The organism is Neobacillus sp. CF12, assembly GCF_030348765.1.
In the GTDB taxonomy this organism is placed as follows: domain Bacteria; phylum Bacillota; class Bacilli; order Bacillales; family Cytobacillaceae; genus Neobacillus.
In genome coordinates this window covers 777,114-802,348 of sequence record NZ_JAUCEU010000007.1, presented here as the reverse complement: position 1 = coordinate 802,348, position 25,235 = coordinate 777,114, and the positions used below count along the sequence as shown (strand labels likewise).

Genomic DNA, 25,235 nt, shown 5'->3' with positions numbered 1-25,235 from the left:
TGCGGAAAGTTGTCGAATAAACCCAGTGGAGTACAAACATTAATAGTTAATTGAAAGTGTCCAACAAAACTGATAGTAGGTGGAGCAAGAATGGCAATATTTTATAGTGAGAAGAAAAATGATAGTAAAGTAGTTTATGATGCTGCTGAAAAGTGGAAGAAGGAGTGTCTACTTAACAACAAATCTCTAATATGGGATGGAGAACCCGTGTGGACTGTTCAAAACATGGACAGGTTCAAATCTATTTTTGTCGAGAATCCAGATGAGTCTGGGGATACATTTGATGATAAGTTACAAAAACAACTAGAAATAGAATCAATAGGTGTTTATAAATTTGTCATTGAAATGTTGTTTATGTATTATTTATATCCTTCTTCCGTGAGTTATGAAACGTAAATAAATAAATTAGAAACGATAGCCACATGGAAGGGAATTACGTTTGACAAATCGTTACCTATTTTTACTAGTTTAAGAGAATGGTTAGGGAGTGCAGGTACTTATTTTAACGTTCAAAATATTATGAACTATACTTTCTATTTAAAATAAGCGCATTCATTAAAAATCAGCCAGTAGAAAAACGAAATGAATTTTTGTCTAGACCAAGGGAGTTAAAGCGGATAGCGGAGGATATTCGTCAAAACCAAGTTGGTAAAAGGTTCAGATTATCCATGCTTTCCTCCATTTAATGCTACCGCAGTATTATGAGAGAATCGTTAGTTGGGGACATAAGAAACATATTATAAATGCATATTCCGATTTAATTACGGATCCTTCGATTAACGATAATGATGACAAATTATATGTGATTCGCGAGAAATTGGCTGAGAAGTATCCAAATCAACGAATAGATTTTTACCGGTCGCCTGTACAGGAAGTGTGGAGAGAGACAAAGACAAAAGATACGAAGAATCTAAATTATTTCATCATTGTTTCTGACCCTGCAACATGGAAGGTAGAAGAAATAAAGGATGGCAGCGTCGTTCATTTCACTGCCTATAATGATAATGGTAACCGAAGACAATCTCCTAAGGCGTTTGAAAAAATAAAAAAAGGAGACCTAATTGTCTTTTATGAATCCACCCCAACCAGACAAATAATTCCGCTAGGGGAAGCTGTAATGGGATTACATAAAAATTCCGAAGAGGTGCCCGGAGAGGAAACGGATGTAATCACAATTAAATATAAAGAAGATATTCATCCAATTACTTGGTCAGAAATCGTTAACAATGATGTACTTAAAGAGGGTCCTTTTGTACGCCAAGGCGCTCGAGGAACGCTATTTGAATTAACGAAGGAGCAGTACAATCTAATCGCAGCTTGGGAGTATGAAGAGGAAGACCATTAGATAAAATCCCGTCCATTGATTTTAATTTAGAGTCTCTCACAGAAGGTTTGGTATTTAATCATATCGATATTTTATTGGACCAAGTGAAAACAGCTATTCGTAATGGAAAGCACATTATCTTAACAGGTCCCCCTGGAACCGGTAAATCAAAATTAGCTAGTAAGATTTGTGAGATGTATCGTGTAAATTCCACAATGGTAACAGCTGCGTCCAACTGGTCAAGCTATGAAACAAATGGAGGGTATCGTCCGGATAAGAATGGGAATCTATTCTTTGATGACGGAATTTTTCTCAAATGTGTTCATGACAAGGAAACAAACGCTCCAAAAAATGATTGGCTAATCATAGATGAAATCAATCGTGCTGATATCGATAAGGCATTTGGCCCTCTATTTTCTGTTTTAACAGGTGATGAAATAACACTACCATATGAATCTAAAAGTGGGAACCAGATTGTTATCAAACCACAAGGAAAGGTTACTTCCGTAGAAACCAATGATTTTACTTATTTCATTCCAAAATATTGGCGCATTATCGCAACAATGAATACCATTGATAAGGCTTCATTGTATGAGATGAGCTTTGCCTTTATCCCTGTTGGAATTCCAAAAAACATTAATAATGAAGTAATTCAACAATATTTAGATGTATGGAAGATGGATACGTACCCACATGTTGAAACATAACGGCGATATGGAAACGAATCAATGCCTATCGAAAAATAGGGCCAGCCATTATAGAAGATATTGCCAAGCATACCAAAGATAATGACGATTTTACATCTGCAATGATTTTATATGTGCTGCCACAATTTGAAGGGCTGCCTCTTCACCGGATTAAAGAATTCATTGCTCAGTTGGTAGAGGAAACAGATATGATGATCGATCAACCATTATTAGAGGATTTTGTAGTAGATTTCTTCGATGCAGGTGGCTTTGAATGAGTGTAAAAGAAGAGGAATTACTAGAAGAAATTTCCGGTTTTCTACATGGGTATTTAAAAGCGGGAAAGGTCAAAATAAATTCCTTTCTTTCCAAGGTAAATCTAAATATATCAAATTTAGAACAGCTATTAACCATTCGATTTTTATTAAAGGAAAAAACCATTGTATTTGTTAGGGAGCTGCCTCTACTATTAAAGAGGTTTAAGACGACGACTGTGATTCGAACCGATACTCATATCGGTGAAGTACGAGGCCAAATCGATTGGGGGCAGACCACGAAGGAGAGACTAAGTCGAAATTATAGGGATAGAACGATTTTCTCAACAAATGAAAGCATTCGTTCCTATAGTACACCCGAAAATTTAGTTCTTAAGAAGTTACTTGGAATCTTGTATACAATTTTATTTAATGATGCCTATATAAAAGGATTTGAGCATGCGAAATGGTTTTCACAGTGGCAAGATGTGAAAGGGAATGTCTTGTATGCATTTAAAAAGAACATATATTTGCAGCGTGTAGAGGATTGTCAGGTTTCCGACCGTACGATTCAGAAAACCTTAAACCATCGAAATAAAATTTATCGGAATGCTGCAAAGTTATTGTTATCTTATCGTAGGCTTATAAATGGAGATTATAGTGAAAATGATCTCAAGATATTATTACGCGAAACCTTTATTGTTCATGAAAAAGTGGATGTGTTGTTTGAATTATATTGGGTTGTACAAATGATTAAACAAAACTCGGAAAAGAGTCAGCTGCATTTATTAGACGGTTCGCAAAACATGGTAGCCACTTGGGAATCAAATTCCCATGTCTTTAATATTTTTCATGATTCCACTGGTTCAGCAGGTATCCATTTCTTAGTTTCATTGAATGAAATAGAAAACAGTAATAATTTGTATCTAAGACAAAAATTTCGGTCTCTCACTTCCTCTAGAGAATTGGCAGAATCAATTTTTGGGAAACGTAAAGAAAGACATCTGTGGCAAGGTAGACCGGATATTATTGTAGAGGTCTATCAAAAAACGACGAATGAATTGGTCAAACTCTTTATCGGTGAAGTAAAGAATACATCCAAGATTGATTATGCCGTAACTGGTTTGGAAGAGCTGCTAGAGTATATTCATTTTGTCAAGAATCATAAGGGCGAGTACTTACTAGACAGTCCTACAACTGTTCAGGGGATTTTGTGTGTGGGGGATTTACCTTATAATCATGATATTAGTGTAGATGTGGTGAGAGTAGTGAACAGAGGTAAGGAAAATAAGTTGTTATTATAAGGAAGTTTACATTGTATGCACTTTATTCTATTAACCGGTCCCTTAGGTGAATTTGATAATATTAAGAAATGGAAAACACTCACGAATGTTGTTAATTCAACGTTTGTGAGTGTTTTTGACGGCGCTTTATTTATAAAAGATAACTTACCAGATTGGGGTTCAGGTTTTGTGAATCAAATAAATTATACTCATTCTAGAGATTGAAATTTACAACAAATTAATTTTGACTCTTTTTAAAAACGGGATTAATATTAGTTGTGTGTCTGACATTTTTACGGATTACACGATCTTTTAATAAAAAGCCTTCTTCTTTGAAGCTCAAATAGTCACCGTTTGAATTTATGATAAAGTGATCCAATAAAGGGATTTCTAAAATTTTTCCAGCCTTCAATAATGTCTTTGTTACAGAAAAGTCCTCCTCGGAAGGATAAAGATGTGTAGAGGGGTGATTATGAGCTACAATAATAGCACTTGCATTATTTAGGATAGCAGCTTTAAACACATCTCTTGGGGACATTATAGTGGAATTTAATGAACCTATATGGCAGCGGTGAACAGCTACTATATTATTAGCTGTATTTAAACAAATTACCAGAAAAACTTCTCTATCATCATCACCAACAAAAAAATGAGCCACCTTATTAATTTGAAAAGGAGCATAAATTCTTTCTTTCAGTTCTTCTTGAATTTCTCGTACTGTTTGTTTAATTTTAACTACTTCATATATAATTTCCGATGTAATTCACCTCCTAAAATATTTATTTTTATAATAGAGTGAAATAAATGATTTGTATATTAATGTTTATAAAATGACACAAATTGTATTAAAACTAACTTAAAATCATTGTATTTTGAATGAGGTATTGGCGTACTCCACAGTCTTCAAAACTGCTTGAGACCTGTGTGCCAGGTCTGGTGGGTTCGATTCCCACGCAGTCCCGCCAACTTTTTCAGTGTTATCAACGGTTTGAACAGTTTTTAAACAGTGATTTGAACCGTGATTTGATAATAAAAAGTCACCAGTATTTTATCTGAAAATTACATAGTACTAGTGAGACTGATTTAGTGTGTACTAGTGTGTCAATTCCACCAATTTCTGTATAAAGGGTGGATTTTTTTATGCAAACTGTTGTTAGAAAAACTCAACGTAAAGGTACAAGAAGTACTCAAAATATTAACCGTCTTAAAAACACCGAAAAAAAGATGACCTTATTTGAAATGTTTGAAAGATTCATGAGTTATAAACAAACTGAAGGTTTAGCGAAACCAACCATTCAAGGTTACTATGAACATTTTCACTATCTAAATGATTATTTAGGTGGAGATGTTCCAAATGAAGAGGTTACAGTGGAATTGTTTAGGGAATATATTGGCTATATGCTGAATGACCAAGGTCTTCAACCAACTACAGTTAATGTCCGTATTAGAACAAACCGTGCTTTTTTACGATACTGCTATCAAGAAGGTTGGCTTGAAGTACCAATTCACGAAAAATTTAAACCAATTAAAACACCCGAAGATACAATTGAATCATTTACACCAGCAGAAGTAAAAGCATTATTAAACCAAATTGATGATTCACGTTTTGTTGGGTTTCGAGATAAGGTAATGATCTATGTATTATTAGATACTATGGTGAGAATTTCTGAATTACTCAATATGAAGAGAAGTAATGTTGATTTAAAGAGTGGTTATATCAAACTGGAACCACATGAAACAAAGACCAAAAGGACTAGAAGTGTACCTATTTCAACCAAAACAATCAAGCTGCTGGAAGAATACATGAAGGAATCTGAGGATTTCGATAGTGAATTTCTGTTTGTAACGTATGATGGCAGAGACATACTTAGTAATACATGGAGAAGAAGATTGACCGAGTTAGGGGAAATGGCTGGAATCTCTAATAAAAGAGTATCACCACATACATTTAGACATACTGGTGCATTGTTTTATATTATGAATGGCGGTGATCCATTCTCTTTACAAAAGATTAGGTCATTCAGATATGAGTATGGTACGGAAGTATATTCAAATGACTGATTCAGACGTTAAAAGACAACATAATTCATTTTCACCACTTAAAAGTATTTTTGGAAGAAGATAGATATAAATTGAAGTAAATTATTAAAATAATTTTATGTATTAAATGTCAGGTAATTATAGCCTGGCATTTTTTGTTTTGTAAATTAACTTACCTTAACTTAATTTCAGTCACTTTAACTTAATGTTACTTAACTATCAAATATCAACTATCAAAAGATATTTATTTATAAACCTATGTATAATTACATTTCGGTTGCAAATTCTAAGTGTACAGACTTTAATAAGGGGTGTCATAATGACAAAGTTAAAAAGCAGCGGTATTGTTTGGAAGGAAAATATAGAAAAGCCTTTTGTGTCTGTTTCGGCTAATATTTTTGCTTATATTAGATATGAGTTAATTTCTGCTACTGACTTTTTGATTTACATTGTGTTAATTGACCAACATAATACTGATCCAAAGTATGGTTATGCCTTTCCTACATTTGACCAATTAGAAATAATGACAAGTTTAGCTAGGGATACAATTAGTAAATCACTAAAAAAATTGGCGAATCTAGGCTTGATTAAGATAGGTAAGGGGTACAATAGGAACAATATTTATATTGCCTATAAACCTTTTAATCAAGATGTATTAGAAAATCTTTTACCAGAAAAAGCTGAAAAACTAAAACAGAAAATAATTGATAAAAATATTAAGGGGGAAGGAGATAAACAACGATTGAGAGAATGGCTACAACAGATAAAGAAAGAACAAGAATAATGATAATGAATAAACACACCCTTGTGTGATTAACCAAATGGAAATAATAGAGTTTATTAAGGTTAATAATCACAATTTTAATAATCACTGAAATAGTGAAAGGAAAATCCAATTTGAACAAGTCTAATAATCTGGTTTTCAATAGTTGGATAAACGGACGTTATACATATTTAAATTATACAGATTTAATAATACAGATTTAATATACTGTTCTATCGAACAGATTATCTATCAAAAGATTAAATATCTAATAAAAGATTATCTATCATAAGTAATTAAAGTAATATAAGGAATAAAGAGATAAGATTTATCCCCGGTGGTTCATTTTTTGGATTGCCGTTTTTTATAACTGTTCAGAAGAAAATTATGTAAAATGAAACTATACATACAAATTATGGGGGAAATAAAGTGACTGATTCAGAGATTTATTTATTGCTTTTATTTTTGTTAGTTCTAATGGTATATGCAGTTAGTCAAATTGTAGTTGCTAATCGTATAGCAAAATCAAGTGTTATTAGAAATTATCTTGAGACTATATATGTTGAGAACATGGGTACATTTATACCATCTCAAAGAGATGTATTAGACCTTCAAAGACGATTAAAGGTGGAGTATAGGGGAAAACATTTTAATCAATATACAATTAGACAAGCTATTACGTTCTCATCTAAATCCAATATAAATAGAGTTAACGATGTTAGAATTAACAATATGAAAAACATAGATTTAATGAGTGGAGAAGAATTTGAACGGTACTTAAAAAAAGTCTTTGAAAATCAGGGTTTCAGGGTGAATTTAACTCCACATTCAGGGGATCAGGGAGTTGATTTAATTCTATATAAAGACAATAGAAAAATAGCCATACAAGCTAAAAGAAATAATCAAAATAGCCGTGTAGGAAATTCCGCAATTCAGGAAGTTAATACGGGGAAAATATTTTATGATTGTAATGAAAGTTGGGTAATCACTACATCTCATTTCACTAATCAAGCCATTACTTTAGCTAATAAAGTAGAGGTTAGACTTATTGATAGGAATTTGTTAATGAGAATAATAAACAATAATTTATAAGTAAAATAGATTTTTTAATTAAGAATGGCTGCTAAATCTAAAGGCAGCCATTACCTTTTTATTTACTTACCGTTCCATTTATTGTTTTGTAGTAGCATGTCTTTTAAATGATTAAACAAATTGTCATGAGTTCTAGCCATATCTTTACCTTGTCTTTTTTCAGTACATTCAACAGTCGATATAAATTTTTCACCAGTTATTTTATTCTTAACAGTTATGGCAATTGTATGTTCATCTTTTTGCCAAACGCTTAGATTTAATTCATTTAAAACTTTACTCATAAGATGACCTCCCTTGTAGGTTATATAATATTTATATAGGAATTTAGGTCAATAATTACAGATTTGTTGAAGTCCGCCACCACACCTCTGATATGTAAGAATGTGCAGATATAAAATTTAAAAAAGGGGATAAACCCAGAGATATAAAGGGTTAGAACGTTTGTAAGTGGAACTTCTGCACAATATGGGAACGGCTACGGGATCAATGGGTAGGCAAAATAAAAAGACGGTGGTTAACCGTCCTATGCCTCTATGATTCTCCTATGTCCATTGGATAGATTTTTAATGTTGTTAGTTTTTTACCACCTTTTTATTTCCTCACGTTCTTTTAATTTCTTGTATAGTGTAGCCTTAGAAACTCCTGTTCGATCTGTAATCTGTTTAATTTTATACTTCTTTAAGTCATAGAGATAAAAGGCATGTTCTAGCTTGTTATTATCGACACCTGGTCTGCCACCGTTACGGCCTCTAGTCCTTGCTGCTTCAAGTCCAGCTTTAGTACGTTCTGAAATAATATCACGTTCCATTTCACATAGTACGGCTAACATACGGAACATAGCTTTACCAATAGCCGTTGTGGTATCAATTTTATCTTGAATACTGATTAACTCTATACCACGCTTATCAAGTTCCTCAGATAGTTCGATAAGGTGCTTTGTTGACCTTGAAAGACGGTCTAATTTATAAACTACAATTTGATCACCTTTTCTAGCAAACTTAAGTAATTCTTGTAGCTTTGGACGGTCTGCCTTTGTACCAGTTACTTTTTCCTCAAATATGTATTCCTTTTCTACACCTTCCCTAATTAAAGCGTCATGTTGCAATTCTAATGATTGTTCTAAAGTCGATACCCTAGCATAGCCTAGTTTCATTTTCTTTTCCCCTCTGTCTATAAAATGGTTATCTTGGTTAATTTGTATACTTTGAATTATAGACGGGTTTATAGACTGCGTCAGGTCCTTTTTTAAAGATTTTTTTCAATGTATATAAATGGACACAAAACGACCGTTTAATAGACACCAATACTTTCAAAAAAGAACGATATGAAGGGTATCAATAGCAAATACCACTATCATATTAGGTCTTGTAAAAAGGAATAAGGCAATAAGAATACTAACAAGGGGATAGAACTAAGAAGATACAAGAAGCCGACTGGACCGCCTACAACGTCCACTAGTAAAAGGGAATAAATAAGGGATAGAGGATAACCTATAAGGTCAATAGACGGCTATAACGGCACTAAAATGGACGATTAAACGGCACTTGATCCCAACACTAAGATACTAGAAACAATAGCACAGTAATACTATAGAATACCCCAGAAGGGTACCCCATGGGGGGAGGAGGGCTGCCAGGGGTCGGTCTACCTTCTGGAAAATATACACAACGGTTTCAATAACTCGAATGGAATAAAATGGGATAAAATTATCAAACACTAACAGAATGACTTGGAATCGAATAATAATATTTTTTTGGGGTATCATTACCAAAAGTAGTATGAAATTTATGATGGAGGTCAAAAAATGGTATTTGAACAGAACAATATAGAACTTCAACAATATAATCCGCTAGTATTTGCGAATTTACATGAGTTTGAAGTGAGTAAGAGACTTTTACAGAAAAATAAAAAGAAAATTGCTGAACTAGGATTGATAATAAAAGAACACAATCTGCACCAAGAGATTGGTGTGTGTTTACTTCACAAACACTTTAATCTCTTTGATAAAGAGATACTAGTTAGGCATTATTCTAACAACAAGATAACTATTAAGCCTGAAGTCATCCAAAGTTCCGAAGTCACTCCCTATATGATTGGATTCGCAAGAACTACGGCAAAATCCGAATTACAGCTGTTTCCTCTTGAATTTATTTCTATTACCAATGATACTGCCCATTACAAAGAGAGTATTGGGAAAGTTATTGAAAAGGGAGATTTTCTTAATAAAGTAGCCTCTTTTTTAAAGGAATCACAATTGGAAAACTTATTTGGTATTAGCCTACTACCATATAAGTTATTTAATGTTAAAGGCTTGTTAAGTTTATTGGAAACAGAAAATGAACAAGAACGTATGTTGACAATCGCACTTCAGAATCCCAAAGAACCCTTACAACCTGGTTTTGAGATTACACAAACTCTGTGGACATTTCGTGAAAATGATGATACAAAGCAATTTCTGGGATGTAGTCACTCTTGTAGCCACTCTTGTAGCCATCCCGATAGTGATGGCGGTGGCAGTGATGATGGCGGTGGCGGTGATGATGGCGGTGTTGATGTATAATGATTTTAAAAATCAATAGCCATTAGGATGGATTAAAAATCCTTCTTTATTTTTTTCCGCAACTTGAATAGGTGGAATAAAAGGTGCTATCAATAACTGGTATGCACCTTTTAATATTCTTCAAATTAAAACGGTCTAAAGTGGATTCTTGGACTTTACTTCAAAATAATTAGATACGAGAAAGTAAAAAAATGTTCTGGATCTTTTAAATTAACTGTAGGAAAATATTTTTCCACTAACTCTAGATGTTCTTCGATAGTTATATTTTTAATGTTACCTTCACTTTCCATTTGTTAAACGAACATCCGCAAATGCTAAAGCAAATGGAAGCTCCACAAATTTTAATGATTCCTCAACTATTTCCGCTTTCCTCTCATAGTTTATTAAACTCATATAAAACACCTCCAATTCATTTGCACTAGTTTACCGGATGTGTTAATAAGCGTCAGGCCTATAAAAATAAAATATAATAACTTAATTTTTGTGGTAAAATATGGGTTGTACTAGTTAAATATAATAATGAAGAGGGGAAATCAAATGAACTCGGAGTTCCAAATTATGCGGTGGGGTATTCCAGGTTGGATATTTTTCATGACAATATTTATATTTAAGTTAACTGTAGTCCAATTTGATGTAGTAACCTTATTAAATTCATTTTCTAATCCAGCTGTAGTAGCTGGTTTTGCTGCCTTTTTCGCAGCATTAGGTGTACCATTGGGATATGTTTTGTATCAAGTTTATTACGGTCTAAAATGGTGGACTATTAAAACTAAAACAGTAACATTAGCAACTGAGGGTATCGATGAAATAAACCAACAACTTTATGATAAAAGTGGCTTAGAACTGTGGTACACAATCGAAGGGTATTTTGATACTTTAATGACTATTGGCACGCATGATAAAAAGCTTTCTTATAAGGATCTAGTTAGAAGGTACAATTCATTTAGTAATAGAACTTCAAGAATACATGGATTAGGTGCCTCAGTGCTAGCTATGATTGCTGGGTTTGTTTTATTTTTTATTACTACTGAGAATCGTGCTTTACTTTTAGATAACAACTTTTTTATTTTTACTTTTCTAGCATTCCTATTTTCCTTAATTTTTGTAATTGTAAATTATCGACAACAAAATAAATATAGCTTTAAGCAATTAAATCAGATAATGAAAGATATTTTGGAAGCAAAAGACGAGGAAAAAGAGGATAGTTTCAGTGTCAAGCAAGGAACTAAAAAAGAAGATGATGAAGAGGAGGAAGAGACTATAGGCGATGTAGTTTTATCTCGTTTTTAATAGTTCACTATATTGTCAAAAGGTGAATTGTGAATTAAGTCGAATCTTTCCGTAAAGGAGGCGATTCGTTTTGACCAAGTTGATTACTGTTGAGAAGGCAAGGGAAGAGATCGTAGATTAGAAGATTATATTATTTTGGTAGAAACATATGAAGCTGATACCTTAGAAAAACTCATCATAAAAAACTATGCAATTACAAACAGTATTGCAGCAGTAACTAAGATTATAAATGCAAGTGGATATACTGGAATCGATATTCACTATGTTTCATCCGTAATAAGGAAACATCCAAAAGATGATTTTCATAGGCTAATTAGAACTGGATATATGAAAAGGACAAAACATTCTAGAAATAGTTAATTAAGCAATTATTTTATAAGAAAAGAAACACTAGTATTCACTAGCACTAGTGTTTTTTTGTTCGCTGGATGACTCCCTTTCCTCAAACTTCTTAGCGACATAAAACAATAATAAATATCCAAGACTCATTATAACTCCAGCTATAACGAATAATACAATTCCAAAAAGTAATAGAGTTAGAAATAATAAAATAATATTGATAAACGAATTTTCTGTTACTATTCCCAGAAAACCATCCAAAACCCAAAACCCAATCCCAATAAAGGCAAAAATCCCTATCATAATGCCAAAAAATCCGAGACAACCAACCGCTGCATTATACTCTGTTTTGCTTACATACATTTGCCAAACCTCTTAAATATAATGTTTTTGTATATGATATTATTATAAATAGTTTTATTGAATTTGAGATAAACCAATATATTCCTTTGCTAGTGAGAGTGATTAAATACGATTGGAAAAGTATAGGATTGGTCAATTAGAAATTAAAAAAAGGTAGCTACGCTTTAGGCTACCTTTCCTAATTTCTAATTACCAAAACTTTCAGTTTGTATTGTTGAACCTGTCTCAAATTCGTGAAGTTGATCATAAGCACCTTTATAATATTTGTATTTGTTACCTAGAACAACTATCTCATACGAACCACTATCAATTTTAAAGGTAACTTCTCCTCGGTAATTTGTAATTCCAACTAATTTGTCATCAGGATTAGAAGCTCTAAATACCTCAACCACCAAATTTGAAATAGGTAATGTTGCCTGAGAACCTTCCAAGTAACGTTATCAGAAGGAGGAGTTTGACCTGCGGATAGCTTACGCCACAGAATATAATCATGCAGTAAAGCTAACCGTATGGGATGACGGATTTACTCACGACATTACAGGTGGTGTTCGTTACGTTGATCCGATAACTCATGAACTTCGAATTGAGGTGAAGCCTGGCGAATTCGAGCGGGTGGCATTCGATATTGTAGTCGGAGTGAAGGTTTTGAATTGATTATACTTGAGTCAACCTTATCTATAGGGTGGCATTTTTTTATTCAACTAACTAGCAGCAGGTTAGTTGAAGAAAAAATTTTTAACTTGTTCCACAATCGGGACGGATTGTGGTGCAACTCATGTATTACGTAGTAGACCTATACTGTGCAACAAGTATCTTCATTTATTATATGAGTTAAAATTACTTGTTAGATACTAATAGAACTGTTCTGTCCTGCTGATACACGTATTTCGTAATCTGTTTAATGGCTCAATAGCAACACTTTCAGCCATTGGAGTTTCCCCTTTAGCGGAGCAGATGTTTATGCCCCTTCTTCGGCTTTTTACTCGCAATTTATGCTCCATTATTTTCGCTTCAAAGTTTTCAGGCATAATTTTCCAGTGTTTATTAGGGGTGAAAAAGTTATTATTCTTAATTCTGCGACTTAAGATCGAGAATTTTAATTTAAATTACAGCTGGCACTTAAAGGGATGACAATGGACAGAGGGACAGTACCGTGTCCCTAAATTTTCGGGGGCAGTGAACCTGTCCCTGTGTCCCACTTTTGGCTTATCGGCAGGAATTTTTTTCTAAATGTCGAAATGTGTACCTAATACATAAAGCAATACAGGAGGCGGTTTTTCGTGGTGAATAAGGGAATTCGCTGGAACGAGTCTGAAACGAAGAAAATTTATCAGGCTAATAAAGAATCCGAGAGTTTAATGGAGTATCTGGAGAAGCAGCTATTCAATAATGATATTGTAGATTCTTCTGCCGACAGCCCCACACCTGAGCGGGGGTACGGGAGGATGCTTTACTATTCAAAAGGGCAGAGAATTGTTGTTGCAGCGCCGAGAAAAAGATATAAGCATGTTCATGTGATTTTAACGAATAAGGTGAACATGGCTGATGTGAGAAAATCCGGCATTGAGTTAGGAAATCAAAAAACGGATATCATGATTACTTCAAATGAAGATATCGATAAACTTGTAGCCTTACTGAAGGACGAACTGTACAAGGGCTCCACTGTAAAGGAAGAGACAGTGGGATATAAAACGAGATCCCTAGAGGAGTGGGTCCACTTATATGATAAAGACGAAACAGTGCGATTAAGGAACCACTTCATTTTTCAAGAGAGATTGATGTTCATTTCTAATTTCACAGAGCTGGACGAACTACGGAACGGCAAGATCGATATATTAGAGTTTAAGAAAAAGGTTGACCAAAAGACGAAAGCAAAGCTGGAATTTGAAGGGGAACGCATTAACTTATGGGGATTCAGCGGCTTTTCTGGACAGATGTTCTTTAACCTGCTGTACAATATGGCGGAGTACACCGAAACCGTCCGCCAGCTTCAAGATGAATTTTTAACAGCAATTGACATCCCGGCTCATGAAAAAGGAGACTTCAGCTGGACGAAAGAAAAATACGAGCGTTTTGGAGGTTATATTAAAAAACTGAAGAAAAAGGCGATCGAGCAAGGTTTTCCACCGCAAAAATGCCCGACGATAAAATATATGACCTTCTTCCTCAGCTTTTTCTGGGGCATCCAGGGCATAGATAAATATCCGATCTATTATAAAGCCAGCCGGGAAGGTCTTGAATATTTAGGCTACAGTCTGGCCAAGGACTCACAGGCTGCCGAACATAATAGGTATTTACTTTTCGTCAATAAGCTTTATGAGCTAAATAAAGACATTGTGAAATCGTCAAGGGAAACATATGAGCTTGATATGATGTCGATTAGTAGCTTCTTATACTATGTGACCACGATATCTGAAGCAGAGCCCAACCCAGACGGGGACGGTACTGACCCAATCGAAGAAGATGAATTCGCGCTTCAAATCCGGGACGTGCTTTTTGAAGAAGGTTATAAGTTTTCACAAATGCAGACGGCCGACTGGGAGGAAGCGGGACTCAACGAAAAATACGCGGACAATCTCATCTGGCAATACAGGGGCGAGGCGAAGGAAGATATGATGAGCCTGATGATAATTTGGGAGGATGAGGAGCTTTATCATGCGGATCTGTACACGGTAAATGAAGAAGGCGAACTGCAGAAAGGGAAAGCTGTCCAGGCTCTTGATGACAGGGAATTTATCAGTGAGCTAAAATCGTTTCTCCAGAAGCGAACCGGGAGCAGAAAGCCGTACACAATTGAGGATGCAGTGAAGGAAACATATGTAAGCAAAGAAAGCATGGAGGAATGGCTCGAGCTCCTCACCGAAAAACGGCAGGTCATTTTTTACGGGCCGCCAGGGACGGGAAAAACCTTTATCGCACAGCGCCTCGCAAAAATTTTAACCCAGCAGCCGCAGAGGATTGAGCTGATCCAGTTCCACCCATCCTACACATACGAGGAATTTATTGAAGGTCTACGCCCGGAACTTGCTGGAGAAGAAGGGTCACAGCAGCTTTCGGTGAAAGTGCAGCCCGGCATTTTTACGTTCCTCTGCCAGGAGGCAAGGAAACCGGAGAACCAGGAGAAATCATATGTGCTGATCATTGATGAGATCAACCGGGCAAACACAGCGAAGGTATTCGGGGAGCTCCTGTATGCCCTGGAGTACCGGAATACGTCTGTACCGCTGCCTTATTCGAAAAAGAAATTGATTGTGCCTGAAAATATATACGTAATCGGAACGATGAACACTGCTGACCGCTCGTTGGCGCAAATTGATTTCGCTTTAAGGAGAAGGTTTCAGTTCATTCCATTTTCTGCGAAGGAGACAGAGGGCGTCCTGAAGAATTATCTTTTGGACAATGAGCCGGAGTTGGCCTGGGTAGCTGATTTAGTGCAAAAAGTGAATAGTATGATCGGTGATCCTGATATTTCTATCGGCCACAGTTATTTTATTGGGCAGGATCTTTCTATGGAGAAGCTGAGGCGTATCTGGAAATATCAGATTATGCCTTACCTGGAGGAGTGCTTTGTCCATGACAGGCAGAAGCTGGAGCAGTTCGAGCTTGATTTTATGCTAGAGAACGGTGCTGAAGAGAATGAGTGATGAACAAGTAATCGAGCTGAAAGAATATGAACAGGTGAACGATGTATATCTGCCGGAAGAGACAGCGGTCAAACTAATGCAGGCATATTCCAATGTTATGCAACTGCAGCATACAGGCAGGGAAAGCCATTACAGCCTACGGACTGGAGCAGTTGCAGGGGTGTTTCGCGTGGGAAATTATACGTTCAGGATCTCTCCAAATGTGGATCTCCCAGTCATCTGGGACTGGCTTGCAGCTGCCTATGATTTGAGTTCTGTCCAATGGAGCAGAACAGAAACAGGTTTTCAAAAACAGCTGGGCGATCTGGAATGGGTAGTTAAATTTTTCCTCCATGAATGTAAGAAGATATACTCCCAGGGAATCAAAAAGGGGTATATTACTGAGAAAGCACCCCTTCGGGCTGTGAGGGGACAACTTCATGCGCAACGTACTCTCCAGCTTTGGCTGAAGCATGATTACCAGTTTGACTGCCGGTACGACGAACTAACCGAAAATGTGAAGGAAAACTATATTATCGTCTGCGCCCTAGCTGATATGCTTCATAGAGAGTACGAGGATCCAATTGTATTGAAGGATTTGCGGGAGTTAAGGAATATATTCGGCAGGGAGTTAGACAGCTTTACATTGAAAAACAGCACTGTCCCGGCAGAACAGCTGAAGGAAATTGAGCTTCTTCCGGTAACAAGACTGAATATGCATTACAAGCCTGCCTTTCAGTGGGCGATATTATATTGGCAGGCGTCAGCACTTAGCTTTGAGCTTGGCGACAGGAAAAGCAGCTCTTTTCTTCTTGATATGAACGAGCTGTTTGAAATGTATATCGGAAAACGGCTGACAAAGGAGCTGGGTAGGTACGGCATGCAAGTAAGCCTACAAAAGCATGACTCCCTCGCTGAAGGAGGGAAAATCAGGATTATCCCTGATGTAGTAATAAAAACAAGAGACGGCCGCGAGATCATACTGGACTTAAAATATATCTCACGACGAGAAGATTCTTCGATTAACAGCAACGTCTTTCAGATGCTCGCTTACTTGACGGCAAGAAGAGCAGAACACGGCATTTTGCTGTATGCAGGCGGAGGAGAGCGGAGTGATTCAATTAAAAACAGTTCGTTTACGATTCATCAGTGGAGCCTGCAGCTGGACAGGGGGTTGAGAAGGGAGGAGATTGAGAAGCGGATTGGGATGATAGTAGAGAAGATGGTTAGACTTGGAACCGAGGAGGCTTCTATAGTTAGTAAAAGCTCTTCATGTGGGGCTAAGCAGTCGATTCACGAGGAGGAACTGATACGAACATTGTAGCAGCCCCTTTGGTATAATATATTTAATGAAAAGACCGAGGAGATAGTTTAAATGTCTGAAGATAAAATGTTAAATAACTCAAATGAAATCAATGAAATTGTTGTCTCTAGCCCTATAGGCGGTGAGCTTTCTTTAGAAAAAGTAACTGATGATAAATTGGAAGCAAAGAAAAAATACAAGGAGGTCTTTGTAACTGACTTGTCATTGATGACGGGTAACGTTTCACAGACGGCATTGCAAGTTGCTAATCAAGGAATGACTTTAGCTCAAATTGCAAAACAAGCACCTAATGGCTTGTTTGCTGCAACTACAAATCCCGCCAATTTATCTAAATTTGCAAATGGAACTACATCAACAATGGTGCGAGACACGTCTGGACGTTTAGTTGAGCACGCTGGTTTTGCTGACGTTGGTTTAAGTGCTTCAGTGAATCCAGCAATTATTCTTTCAGCAGGAATGCAAGTGATGTCAGCTGTTTCAGGGACATATTATTTGCAAAAAATTAATGCTCAAATTAAAGATATGGATGCGAAATTGGAAGAACTTCTAAATATTCATCATGATACAAACATTGGACGTTTGATTGCAGCTAGAAAGGGTTTGTATGAAATTGCAAATAGAGAATTTGTTGATACTACTGATTTATCTGCTATTAGGAACTATAAAAAAACTACAGATGAAATTCATGAAGAATATATATATCGTTTGAAAAGACAAGGAAAAGAGGAAAAGAAACTTTCGGATATTGATTTCACAATTGCTTTTGAGGCTAGTAAATTATCTTTGTTGGCAGAACTAATTGAGATTGGAACAAGAATGAAGATCGGTGGTCAAATAGAAATTATTAATGGACTAACAAGGCAATTAAAACAAAATTATGCTAATGGTTTTTATCATAAGTATGAATTAGAAGTTGAGAAGATCTATTCAATGATACAGCAGCGGAGTATTAACGAATTGGTTGATAAAAATAAAAAATTTAAAAAATCATTAGATAAATTAACTGATAATTATAGTTCTACTGGTTGGGGCATTTTAGCTGAAATTGGAATTAAGACGGTTGTTGCTGGTAAATCTAAAATCGATGTAAATAAAGCAAAAGAAAAAGTTGATTTAGAAAGAAATAAATTGAGCACAGTAAAAAAAGGTATGAAACAAAACAAGGAAAGCGATGGAATTGATAAAATTATTGATGAAGTCGTTGAAATACCATTTAAAGAAATAGAAATTCTTTATATTCCTACCGAAAATAACAAACAACGAATATTTGTGCCAATTGAAGATGAGTAGAAAAATAATTTGTGAATATGCTATTTAAGCCTTCGAGATTATCTTGTTGGCTTTTTTGATGTAAAAATGGAGGTAGTGAAAAAGTGTATGGTTTTACTTTAAACGGTACAATCAACTCGTGGAACGATTTTGGATTACACTTTACCAAAATACTTGTCATTCCGGATACGCAGCGGGTGATCGATATAAATGAGATTGATGTACGAGGAGGCAGTCTAACCATGTTTAAAGGGTGGGAAAATTTGTCTTTTTCTTTTAAAGTAGCCATTTCAGATAAAGCGCAATGGGTGAATGTGCTACCTCAAATCGTAAATGCAGAAATGATTACTCAGAGTAATGAAATATGTGGACAGTGCACTTATCAATAATAATGTGAGTCCTAAGATTAAAGTTATTAAATATGAGCTATAAAATTGTTTGAACCCCCCTGAAATTAGGAAGTAAATATTTACGCAAAATCTAAAATTACGCGTTTCAGTTATCACCATTCTATCAAAACACACGTGGTATGTGGAACCATAATCTACGTCAAACATAATTAACGTCAGAAAATTAAGAGGAAGTTTAAGATGACTTCTGATCCTTTTTTGTTTAACAACTACTGCATAGTACAACGATACTATTCAATAGATAGTTGATCTTCCACAATCGGGCGCGATTGTGGAATAAGCGTCCCTTTTCTTATTTAGCTAACAGGGGCTTTAATAAAACAGATAAAAAATTTAGGACCACGATAAGTGGTCTTTTTTAGGTAATAAAAAAGCAAAGAGCAACCTCTTTGCCTAGAATGGCTTAAATTATGTAAATTCAGTAAAGTCTCTCTTTTTTAGGTTTCAATCGTGCGAGATAACCAGACCTCAACATTCTGTGAAGCTCGTCACTTGGCTTTCCTTTTAAAACGGATTTTGCATAAGCTTGGTCAAGAGCCATTCCTTGGGCATTTGCTCTCTTAACAACTTCTGTAATGCTGTTCGTATAAGCGTACTCCTTAATAATCCATTTTTCCAAGGTATCTGCTTGATAGTCCTCTACCAAAGTTATGTACTTTTGCAGCTTTCCTATCTCAGCTTGCGCTCTTGGAACAGTTATGAGTTTTATTGCCATAAATTCAACTCCTAACTAGGGATTTTCGACAAGTTGCTTTTTATTCCTTTCGACAACTTTATGAACGAATAATAAAAAAACAAAGGTATTTGGTCATGGGTCAAAAATATTAATGATAATAAAGGAATCTGGTAATTTTTGTCGAAATTTATGGTATATAAAGAAATAATTGCAAAATGAGGAGAGAAATCATGAAACGCATAGTTTTTATCCCAGGAATAATGGGGTCAGAATTACATGAAGGTAAAAAATTATACTTCTTTGGGGGAACAAAACGTTGGTTTAGTTTCGATAATAAAGCTGTTAAAAGATTAAAACTAGAAGCAGATAAGAAGAGAGATATTATACCGGGTGAACCCCTAAGATATGGAGTTAAATTGGTTAATAACAGGCTTCAAGATAATGTAATTTATGCCCCCATGTTAGATATGTTGGAAACATTATCTTCAAGCACAGTACAGGTTCATCCTTACGGGTATGATTGGAGACAGGATTTATGGGATACTTGCGAGGATTTTGATAAGCTTATATCCACCTTTAAGAAAGAAGATGAAATAATCATCGTAGCTCATAGTATGGGCGGTTTATTAGCTCATACATATTGTCAGTGGGCAGGGGAACAAAATAAACTTCCAAACATTAAACAGGTTATTACTTTGGGTACTCCTTGGAAAGGTTCTCCCGATGCATTTAAGGTACTAAAATACGGAATAAAAGACAAGGGATGGTTCTTTCCAAACTATGATACGATCATTAATATTGCACGAACCTTCCCTTCGATTTATCAGCTGTTACCTTCAAGCAAATATTGTGAACATAATCGATACCTAGTTGAACCTGGAAGAGGATTAAAATGGTTTGATTGTATGGAATATATTCAAAGTATGGAAGGATGTAATGTAGATTCCGTAGCGCTGTTGAACCAGGTATTACATCAATCTCTTCAGAAGCCATGGCCGGATTCAATAGAGCACTATAATGTAATTGGAGTAGACCAGGGCTCAGTGGGTACAATTACATTAAACCCAAATGGTCATGATGGAATGCAACAACCAGTTGATGGAGATGGTGTAGTGCCATTGGACTCTGCAATTCCATTTGATTCGTATAACTCTAAAGGTGTTTTTTATGCTAAAGCCAGTCATCAAGGACTTGTCTATCATTCACCTGTCCTTGAATGGCTCAAATATTTACTGAAAAATGGATCTGTAACGCCAATAAGTGATATTTATATTACATATAACAAAAGAACTAACTGGACTATGGAAAGGATTGATTGTCCAGTGGAGGTACTTGTTGCAGGAGAAGAGTTTAACATTAATAAATCAAATGAAGACATTACTAGACATAATATAGGTGAGGCAACTTTTCTTATTCATAATAGTAACAAACCTACAACCATAGCTGTTGAAGCATACGATGATGGAAGAACGACAATTGAAACAATACGTATTGCTGACAACGATATTAAATCAATTACAAAATTTCCATCAATTGAGGCTAACCCAGCAAAGAGAACAATTATTAATGTCGAATTTGATAATAATGAGCCATTAACCAAAGTATATATACCCAATGAGAATAATGAGCTGAATGAAATAAAGGGGATTACAGTAGAAACACCCAACCAACGTGTTCATATTCCTCCAACTACCGAATTAATCTTAAATCCAATTGGCAAAAGTATAAACTTCCATTACGATGAAAAAGGGGTTAATTTATCATTTCACATATTGGAAAATAAAAAATCTTACTATTTAGAAACATTGTATAGGCTCAACGAAGAAAATTGGAGAAGTTATACAGAAACAACTCAACTTACATTAGAAAATGGTTTAAAGCTTGGAAAAAATGTGCTTGAATTTTTTAGCAAAGACGTATTTGACAACGCAGAGAAAATAAATAAGCAAATTTTTTATATAGAACCTAATTCTCCAGAAATTTATTATAAGTTCGAACTTAATCCAGATAGGGGTGTCATAATAAAACTGGATGAATATTATACAGGAGTAAAACCATATAAATTTTATTATAAGATTAATAAAAATGAAGAAAAGGTATATAAAAAACCATTCGAGTTCCCGGCTTTTGAAGATATTCAATTATCAATAAAAGCTGAAGACATTTTTGAAAGCAAAAGTAATTATGAAAGATTAAATGTGGATTTTAGCAATTTAGCCAATGTTATTTGGGATGCTAATGGTTTTGATGGAACAATCCATGATATCATCGAATTGTTGAATGAGAGCGAAGAAGATCTAATTTCCAGCCATATAGGAAGGAAAGAGACAGATGTTGATGGAAAAATACCTAAAGGAGTTCGTTCCGTTACTTTAAGATTTAAAAATAAAGAATTCCATATAGCTTTGTTACCTAAATTAGAGGTATATCTGCATTATCATTCCCAAATATTATTGCGTAGTGATGAAAATGTGAAAATTAGTTTCTTAGTATATGACATAGATGGTAATCCTATTGAGGATTTAGAACCAGCAGTAAAATATACCCTGATATCGAAGAATTCGAAAAAAGAAATAACTGATGTTAAGGTGTCTAACGATAAAGGCGTTTATAACTTTGATTTAACTGTTAAAGATATCCCACAAAATGTACAAAAGATAAAATTTGAATTTAGAGACACTCATTTAAGAGCCAAACCTATAGAAACAAGAACCTTTAAGCTAGAATAATTAAGGAGGTGCCACCATTGAATAATCTATATTTTTGGTTTTTATATTTTCTTGGTGGTACCACTTTTGTTTACTTTACTTATCTAGCTAATCAAAGAAACAAAAAATACAAATTTTTCGGATTTGGTACTCTTTCGTCCTCATTAAAGATGGTTTTTGGAAGTGAAATAACATGGATTCTTTTGTGGTTATTCGGTATTAAGTTATTTCCTAATCCAGTATTTTACATTGTTGGGATAATACCTATTTCAATGTTTTTAATCACTTTTGGATCCCTGTTATTTATTTTGATCTCAGGGAATTTCAAAAAAATGAATCAAAACAGAGAGGTAAAACCCTTAATTAATAAAATATTAAAGGAGTGGAAAACAACTTTACCATATCAAGTTGAAGTTAAAAATGTACTTTCATTTGTAAATAGTTATCAAGGTGTATGGAATGGTAGAATAGTTCTTGAACTTTCAGCCCCCAAAAATGAAAACATTAATTGGATGCATTATGGCGAGAAATTAAAGGAAATGATTAATCAGCCGGTAATATTAGAAATAAGACTGAATAAAAAGTCTGTTTATCCTTGATTAAATGTATGTTCTATTTATTATAGCTTAGTTAACGAGGAAGCAATGTTTTATAGAGTGCGTCCAAAACATATCTCAATAGTTGACTCGTAACTGGAAATAGTCCTATTACATTTATATAACGATTTGTATTGAGTTTATGAATTAATGTTCTTGAACTAAAGAGGCAAGTTAGTAGAAGAAGGGACCATCTTTTGATGGTTTTTTTATTTGTCGCAAAAAGCACGCTTTCTGAGACACCCGAATCCACCCATGAAAAACTATCTCAAAACCTTATAAAAATGTATTGAGATATGTCTCAAAAGTCAATATACTATTTGATAAGACATACAGACAGATAAGAGGAGAGACACAAAAATGGGACAAAAGGTTGGTTATATAAGAGTAAGCTCGAAGGAGCAGAACCTCGACAGACAGCTGGAGATTATAATGCAACAAGGCGTCGAAAAGATTTTTAGGGAAAAGAAAAGCGGCAAGAATACGGAGCGCCCGGAATTCAAGAGCATGATGGAGTATGTACGCGAAGGAGACACGCTCATAATTGAATCATATTCCAGGCTCGCCAGGAGTACCAAGGACCTTTTGGACATAGTAGACGAGCTGGAGAAAAAGGGCGTCAACCTAATCAGCGTAAAAGAAAAGACGGACACCACGACACCAACAGGGAAATTACTTTTTACTATAATGGCGGGAATTGCGCAATTTGAGCGAGAAATCATGCTGCAGCGCCAAGCGGAGGGAATCAAAGAAGCCATGAAACAAGGAAAAACATTCGGTCGGCCTCGGATCCAACTCCCGGAGAATTTCGAGAAGATACACGCCAGCTGGAGAGCGGGCCACATAACCGCGGTGCAGGCCATGAAAGACACCAAACTGACCAGGGCGACCTTTTACCGGCTGGTGAAGGAATACGAAGCCCAGGAGGAGCTGCAAGCGTAGCTGTTCCAAAACAAAAAACAATATAAAAATAGGGGACAAGCTCATGGGAATCGTATTATTTGCACTAATAATATTTGTAATAATAGCCCACAATCAATTAGGCGAAGCAGGAAAAATTATTCTCTGGAAAGTAATCGGTGGGGCCGTCGTCCTGTTTGGCCTAGTCGGAATAATAATCGGAATAGCAGAAGGACCTTCACGCAGCAGCTACAATGGCGGATACGACGAGCAGGATTTCCAGGACATGCAACGGAACCACAATGTATTAGAAATGATAGAAAAACAATACTGAAAATAAAAGGAGCAGCTACTAGCAGCAAATAGGGAGGAAAATAAATGTTTTTCTTTCCTTCCAGCCCTTTATATAAAAAGCCAAGTAGAAGAACAGAACAAAAGGAGAGATGAACCATGAAAGAAAAGAAGCAAACAGACCGCTGCAGCTGCAAGGAATGCCAGGCAGCGCGGAAAGGCCGCGACATACTCACAATCCACGACAAAAGGAATTTAGACAGCCAGGCAGCAGGCGGACCGATTGGATTTCATATCGACGACAAGAACGACGACTGGACGCCGCCGGTGTTTATAGACCGCACCGCCGACACGAAAGAAAAGCAACGTACAATCGAGGAACGCTGGGCAGCCGATAACAAGCTGCCAAACTTCGGTGTTGGAGTAACACCACCGACAGAAGAATCAATCGAACTGGCCCGCCAGATTAGAGAGTGGCGCAAAGCCAACCGCACCACAGACGACGAATAAGGCCCACCACGCGGCCTTTTTTTTATGCCCATTTATACCAGGCTATTCATCCAAAGATAATCATTAGTAAAAAGGAGCGGATTTCTGTGCGCGTAATAGCAGAAGAACCGTTTTTATTGAACGGACAATTAATTTTTATAGGCACCGTTATCGAAGTAAAAAACATAGAAACATCCAGAGAGCTGCTTGAGAGAGAACTTGTGATCGATTCACAAACCAAAACTAAGGTAATAGGCTAACTAAATTCATCTGTGAAGCCGCGAGGAGCACTTCGCAACGTAGAACCGAAGCCGGATTCTCCGGATCCCTTCATTTAGAGAGTGAAAACAATAATGCCGTTTCATAGGAATATGTGAAAGGGCATTATTGTTAAACTTTGACGGTGAAATTATCCTCTAACATGCTTATTATATTTCATCATTTCATCTAGATACTTTTCAGCATTTTCCCAAACCACCTTTTTGATATTCTCTTTATATTCATAAAATAATTCATTGTTTTGGCTACACCACATTACGTACATTTCATAACCTTTATCCCATGCATAACATTCTTCTTTACATATCATTTCTTTCTGCTTTTCCCTATCAGAATTTATGAATTCTTCTTCATTGGATTCATGTGGGAGCCCATTATTTATATAAGAATGTAGGTGGCCTAATTCATGATAAAAAAGTAAATTCAGATTGAATTTTCTTGTTATATCATCCATATTGGTGCTATTTAAGTAGTCGATAAAACCTTGATTAATCCTAATTCTAAGAGTGCCACTATCATTTTTTCCAAAAGAAAATGCTTGATAGGCGTCATTTTTCTTATATTCAATTACACAATTATTTTCTTTTAAAATGGGTAAATCCTTTAATTTTCTTACCCAATTGATTATTTGTTTTTTAGATATCATATTTACCACCCTTGTTTTAAATTCAAATTG

Annotated in this window: 27 protein-coding genes and 1 pseudogene; 21 read left to right on the top strand and 7 right to left on the bottom strand. The window is 35.5% G+C overall.

Annotation, left to right across the window (positions count from 1 at the left end):
- The first annotated feature begins 90 nt into the window (after positions 1–90).
- The 5 genes from QUG14_RS04100 to QUG14_RS04080 all read left to right on the top strand — a co-directional run bounded on the left by QUG14_RS04100 (position 91) and on the right by QUG14_RS04080 (position 3,568).
- Entirely contained in the window at positions 91–396 is a 306-nt protein-coding gene (locus QUG14_RS04100) for a hypothetical protein (protein WP_289339267.1), read from the top strand.
- A gap of 406 nt (positions 397–802) precedes the next feature.
- Positions 803–1,345 carry an EVE domain-containing protein gene (locus QUG14_RS04095; RefSeq protein WP_289339266.1) on the top strand — a complete coding sequence of 181 codons (543 nt, stop codon included), beginning with the start codon at positions 803–805 and terminating at the stop codon, positions 1,343–1,345.
- A 47-nt stretch (positions 1,346–1,392) separates the two neighbouring features.
- A complete protein-coding gene (locus tag QUG14_RS04090; RefSeq protein WP_289339265.1) occupies positions 1,393–2,031 on the top strand; it encodes an AAA family ATPase in 639 nt (212 codons plus the stop codon).
- Between the two features lie 101 nt (positions 2,032–2,132).
- Positions 2,133–2,288, top strand: coding sequence for a hypothetical protein (locus QUG14_RS04085; protein WP_289339264.1), 156 nt, complete (start codon positions 2,133–2,135; stop codon positions 2,286–2,288).
- Positions 2,285–3,568: a hypothetical protein gene (locus QUG14_RS04080; RefSeq protein WP_289339263.1), complete on the top strand. Its 1,284-nt coding sequence runs from the start codon at positions 2,285–2,287 to the stop codon at positions 3,566–3,568. The genes QUG14_RS04085 and QUG14_RS04080 overlap by 4 nt, the downstream gene beginning before the upstream one ends.
- Before the next feature lie 217 nt (positions 3,569–3,785).
- Here QUG14_RS04080 and QUG14_RS04075 read toward each other — a convergent pair whose 3' ends face one another.
- On the bottom strand, positions 3,786–4,205 hold the full coding sequence (locus QUG14_RS04075) for a JAB domain-containing protein (protein ID WP_353961060.1): 420 nt from the start codon (positions 4,203–4,205) through the stop codon (positions 3,786–3,788).
- 482 nt (positions 4,206–4,687) lie between these two features.
- Here QUG14_RS04075 and QUG14_RS04070 point away from each other — a divergent pair, with 482 nt between their 5' ends.
- The 3 genes from QUG14_RS04070 (at position 4,688) to QUG14_RS04060 (ending at position 7,442) form a co-directional block, all read left to right on the top strand.
- Positions 4,688–5,608 carry a tyrosine-type recombinase/integrase gene (locus QUG14_RS04070; protein ID WP_289339262.1) on the top strand — a complete coding sequence of 307 codons (921 nt, stop codon included), beginning with the start codon at positions 4,688–4,690 and terminating at the stop codon, positions 5,606–5,608.
- A gap of 298 nt (positions 5,609–5,906) precedes the next feature.
- Positions 5,907–6,371 (top strand): helix-turn-helix domain-containing protein, encoded by a 465-nt coding sequence (locus tag QUG14_RS04065; protein WP_289339261.1) that lies wholly within the window; start codon positions 5,907–5,909, stop codon positions 6,369–6,371.
- 408 nt (positions 6,372–6,779) lie between these two features.
- Positions 6,780–7,442 (top strand): restriction endonuclease, encoded by a 663-nt coding sequence (locus QUG14_RS04060; protein ID WP_289339260.1) that lies wholly within the window; start codon positions 6,780–6,782, stop codon positions 7,440–7,442.
- Between the two features lie 62 nt (positions 7,443–7,504).
- Here the strand turns inward: QUG14_RS04060 and QUG14_RS04055 are convergent, their stop codons facing one another.
- Both QUG14_RS04055 and QUG14_RS04050 read right to left on the bottom strand, forming a co-directional pair.
- Positions 7,505–7,723, bottom strand: coding sequence for a hypothetical protein (locus QUG14_RS04055; protein WP_289339259.1), 219 nt, complete (start codon positions 7,721–7,723; stop codon positions 7,505–7,507).
- A gap of 299 nt (positions 7,724–8,022) precedes the next feature.
- Positions 8,023–8,595 carry a recombinase family protein gene (locus QUG14_RS04050; protein ID WP_289339258.1) on the bottom strand — a complete coding sequence of 191 codons (573 nt, stop codon included), beginning with the start codon at positions 8,593–8,595 and terminating at the stop codon, positions 8,023–8,025.
- A 651-nt stretch (positions 8,596–9,246) separates the two neighbouring features.
- On the opposite strand from QUG14_RS04050, the gene QUG14_RS04045 reads away from it, so the two are divergent.
- Positions 9,247–10,002, top strand: a complete 756-nt coding sequence (locus QUG14_RS04045; protein WP_289339257.1) for a hypothetical protein — start codon at positions 9,247–9,249, stop codon at positions 10,000–10,002.
- A 537-nt stretch (positions 10,003–10,539) separates the two neighbouring features.
- The gene (locus tag QUG14_RS04040) at positions 10,540–11,292 is read left to right on the top strand and encodes a BA5345 family protein (protein WP_289339256.1); all 753 of its coding nucleotides are present in this window, start codon (positions 10,540–10,542) and stop codon (positions 11,290–11,292) included.
- Between the two features lie 390 nt (positions 11,293–11,682).
- Here the strand turns inward: QUG14_RS04040 and QUG14_RS04035 are convergent, their stop codons facing one another.
- Both QUG14_RS04035 and QUG14_RS04030 read right to left on the bottom strand, forming a co-directional pair.
- The gene (locus QUG14_RS04035) at positions 11,683–11,994 is read right to left on the bottom strand and encodes a hypothetical protein (RefSeq protein WP_289339255.1); all 312 of its coding nucleotides are present in this window, start codon (positions 11,992–11,994) and stop codon (positions 11,683–11,685) included.
- Positions 11,995–12,179: 185 nt separating this feature from the next.
- On the bottom strand, positions 12,180–12,425 hold the full coding sequence (locus QUG14_RS04030; protein WP_289339254.1) for a hypothetical protein: 246 nt from the start codon (positions 12,423–12,425) through the stop codon (positions 12,180–12,182).
- Positions 12,426–12,447: 22 nt separating this feature from the next.
- On the opposite strand from QUG14_RS04030, the pseudogene QUG14_RS04025 reads away from it, so the two are divergent.
- From QUG14_RS04025 to QUG14_RS04005, 5 genes and pseudogenes are all read left to right on the top strand, one after another.
- Positions 12,448–12,648, top strand: a pseudogene (locus tag QUG14_RS04025) (YolD-like family protein); the annotation flags it as partial.
- Positions 12,649–13,274: 626 nt separating this feature from the next.
- Complete coding sequence (locus QUG14_RS04020; RefSeq protein WP_289339253.1) at positions 13,275–15,638, top strand: McrB family protein; 2,364 nt, start codon at positions 13,275–13,277, stop codon at positions 15,636–15,638.
- Positions 15,631–16,941, top strand: a complete 1,311-nt coding sequence (locus QUG14_RS04015; RefSeq protein WP_289339252.1) for an McrC family protein — start codon at positions 15,631–15,633, stop codon at positions 16,939–16,941. The genes QUG14_RS04020 and QUG14_RS04015 overlap by 8 nt, the downstream gene beginning before the upstream one ends.
- A gap of 51 nt (positions 16,942–16,992) precedes the next feature.
- Entirely contained in the window at positions 16,993–18,231 is a 1,239-nt protein-coding gene (locus QUG14_RS04010; RefSeq protein WP_289339251.1) for a hypothetical protein, read from the top strand.
- A gap of 83 nt (positions 18,232–18,314) precedes the next feature.
- On the top strand, positions 18,315–18,599 hold the full coding sequence (locus QUG14_RS04005) for a hypothetical protein (RefSeq protein ID WP_289339250.1): 285 nt from the start codon (positions 18,315–18,317) through the stop codon (positions 18,597–18,599).
- Positions 18,600–19,038: 439 nt separating this feature from the next.
- On the opposite strand, the gene QUG14_RS04000 is transcribed toward QUG14_RS04005, so the two are convergent.
- Positions 19,039–19,335, bottom strand: a complete 297-nt coding sequence (locus QUG14_RS04000; protein WP_289339249.1) for a hypothetical protein — start codon at positions 19,333–19,335, stop codon at positions 19,039–19,041.
- 191 nt (positions 19,336–19,526) lie between these two features.
- Between QUG14_RS04000 and QUG14_RS03995 the strand changes: the two genes are divergently transcribed.
- From QUG14_RS03995 to QUG14_RS03970, 6 genes are all read left to right on the top strand, one after another.
- Positions 19,527–22,025 (top strand): lipase/acyltransferase domain-containing protein, encoded by a 2,499-nt coding sequence (locus QUG14_RS03995; RefSeq protein WP_289339248.1) that lies wholly within the window; start codon positions 19,527–19,529, stop codon positions 22,023–22,025.
- Between the two features lie 17 nt (positions 22,026–22,042).
- Positions 22,043–22,603 carry a hypothetical protein gene (locus tag QUG14_RS03990; protein WP_289339247.1) on the top strand — a complete coding sequence of 187 codons (561 nt, stop codon included), beginning with the start codon at positions 22,043–22,045 and terminating at the stop codon, positions 22,601–22,603.
- A gap of 357 nt (positions 22,604–22,960) precedes the next feature.
- Positions 22,961–23,542 carry a recombinase family protein gene (locus QUG14_RS03985; protein WP_289339246.1) on the top strand — a complete coding sequence of 194 codons (582 nt, stop codon included), beginning with the start codon at positions 22,961–22,963 and terminating at the stop codon, positions 23,540–23,542.
- A gap of 43 nt (positions 23,543–23,585) precedes the next feature.
- Positions 23,586–23,834, top strand: a complete 249-nt coding sequence (locus QUG14_RS03980; protein WP_289339245.1) for a hypothetical protein — start codon at positions 23,586–23,588, stop codon at positions 23,832–23,834.
- A gap of 116 nt (positions 23,835–23,950) precedes the next feature.
- Complete coding sequence (locus tag QUG14_RS03975; protein ID WP_289339244.1) at positions 23,951–24,301, top strand: hypothetical protein; 351 nt, start codon at positions 23,951–23,953, stop codon at positions 24,299–24,301.
- 86 nt (positions 24,302–24,387) lie between these two features.
- Positions 24,388–24,540 (top strand): hypothetical protein, encoded by a 153-nt coding sequence (locus QUG14_RS03970; RefSeq protein ID WP_289339243.1) that lies wholly within the window; start codon positions 24,388–24,390, stop codon positions 24,538–24,540.
- 149 nt (positions 24,541–24,689) lie between these two features.
- Here QUG14_RS03970 and QUG14_RS03965 read toward each other — a convergent pair whose 3' ends face one another.
- Positions 24,690–25,205: a hypothetical protein gene (locus tag QUG14_RS03965; RefSeq protein WP_289339242.1), complete on the bottom strand. Its 516-nt coding sequence runs from the start codon at positions 25,203–25,205 to the stop codon at positions 24,690–24,692.
- Positions 25,206–25,235 lie beyond the last annotated feature (30 nt).

What these genes read in the sequence shown, in the direction of transcription:
- QUG14_RS04100 (WP_289339267.1), top strand. Translation starts at nt 91, where the DNA reads ATGGCAATATTTTATAGTGAGAAGAAAAATGATAGTAAAGTAGTTTAT.
- QUG14_RS04085 (WP_289339264.1), top strand. Translation starts at nt 2,133, where the DNA reads ATGATTTTATATGTGCTGCCACAATTTGAAGGGCTGCCTCTTCACCGG.
- QUG14_RS04080 (WP_289339263.1), top strand. Translation starts at nt 2,285, where the DNA reads ATGAGTGTAAAAGAAGAGGAATTACTAGAAGAAATTTCCGGTTTTCTA.
- QUG14_RS04070 (WP_289339262.1), top strand. Translation starts at nt 4,688, where the DNA reads ATGCAAACTGTTGTTAGAAAAACTCAACGTAAAGGTACAAGAAGTACT.
- QUG14_RS04065 (WP_289339261.1), top strand. Translation starts at nt 5,907, where the DNA reads ATGACAAAGTTAAAAAGCAGCGGTATTGTTTGGAAGGAAAATATAGAA.
- QUG14_RS04055 (WP_289339259.1), bottom strand. Translation starts at nt 7,723, where the DNA reads ATGAGTAAAGTTTTAAATGAATTAAATCTAAGCGTTTGGCAAAAAGAT.
- QUG14_RS04050 (WP_289339258.1), bottom strand. Translation starts at nt 8,595, where the DNA reads ATGAAACTAGGCTATGCTAGGGTATCGACTTTAGAACAATCATTAGAA.
- QUG14_RS04045 (WP_289339257.1), top strand. Translation starts at nt 9,247, where the DNA reads ATGGTATTTGAACAGAACAATATAGAACTTCAACAATATAATCCGCTA.
- QUG14_RS04040 (WP_289339256.1), top strand. Translation starts at nt 10,540, where the DNA reads ATGAACTCGGAGTTCCAAATTATGCGGTGGGGTATTCCAGGTTGGATA.
- QUG14_RS04035 (WP_289339255.1), bottom strand. Translation starts at nt 11,994, where the DNA reads ATGTATGTAAGCAAAACAGAGTATAATGCAGCGGTTGGTTGTCTCGGA.
- QUG14_RS04015 (WP_289339252.1), top strand. Translation starts at nt 15,631, where the DNA reads ATGAGTGATGAACAAGTAATCGAGCTGAAAGAATATGAACAGGTGAAC.
- QUG14_RS04010 (WP_289339251.1), top strand. Translation starts at nt 16,993, where the DNA reads ATGTCTGAAGATAAAATGTTAAATAACTCAAATGAAATCAATGAAATT.
- QUG14_RS04000 (WP_289339249.1), bottom strand. Translation starts at nt 19,335, where the DNA reads ATGGCAATAAAACTCATAACTGTTCCAAGAGCGCAAGCTGAGATAGGA.
- QUG14_RS03995 (WP_289339248.1), top strand. Translation starts at nt 19,527, where the DNA reads ATGAAACGCATAGTTTTTATCCCAGGAATAATGGGGTCAGAATTACAT.
- QUG14_RS03985 (WP_289339246.1), top strand. Translation starts at nt 22,961, where the DNA reads ATGGGACAAAAGGTTGGTTATATAAGAGTAAGCTCGAAGGAGCAGAAC.
- QUG14_RS03980 (WP_289339245.1), top strand. Translation starts at nt 23,586, where the DNA reads ATGGGAATCGTATTATTTGCACTAATAATATTTGTAATAATAGCCCAC.
- QUG14_RS03975 (WP_289339244.1), top strand. Translation starts at nt 23,951, where the DNA reads ATGAAAGAAAAGAAGCAAACAGACCGCTGCAGCTGCAAGGAATGCCAG.
- QUG14_RS03965 (WP_289339242.1), bottom strand. Translation starts at nt 25,205, where the DNA reads ATGATATCTAAAAAACAAATAATCAATTGGGTAAGAAAATTAAAGGAT.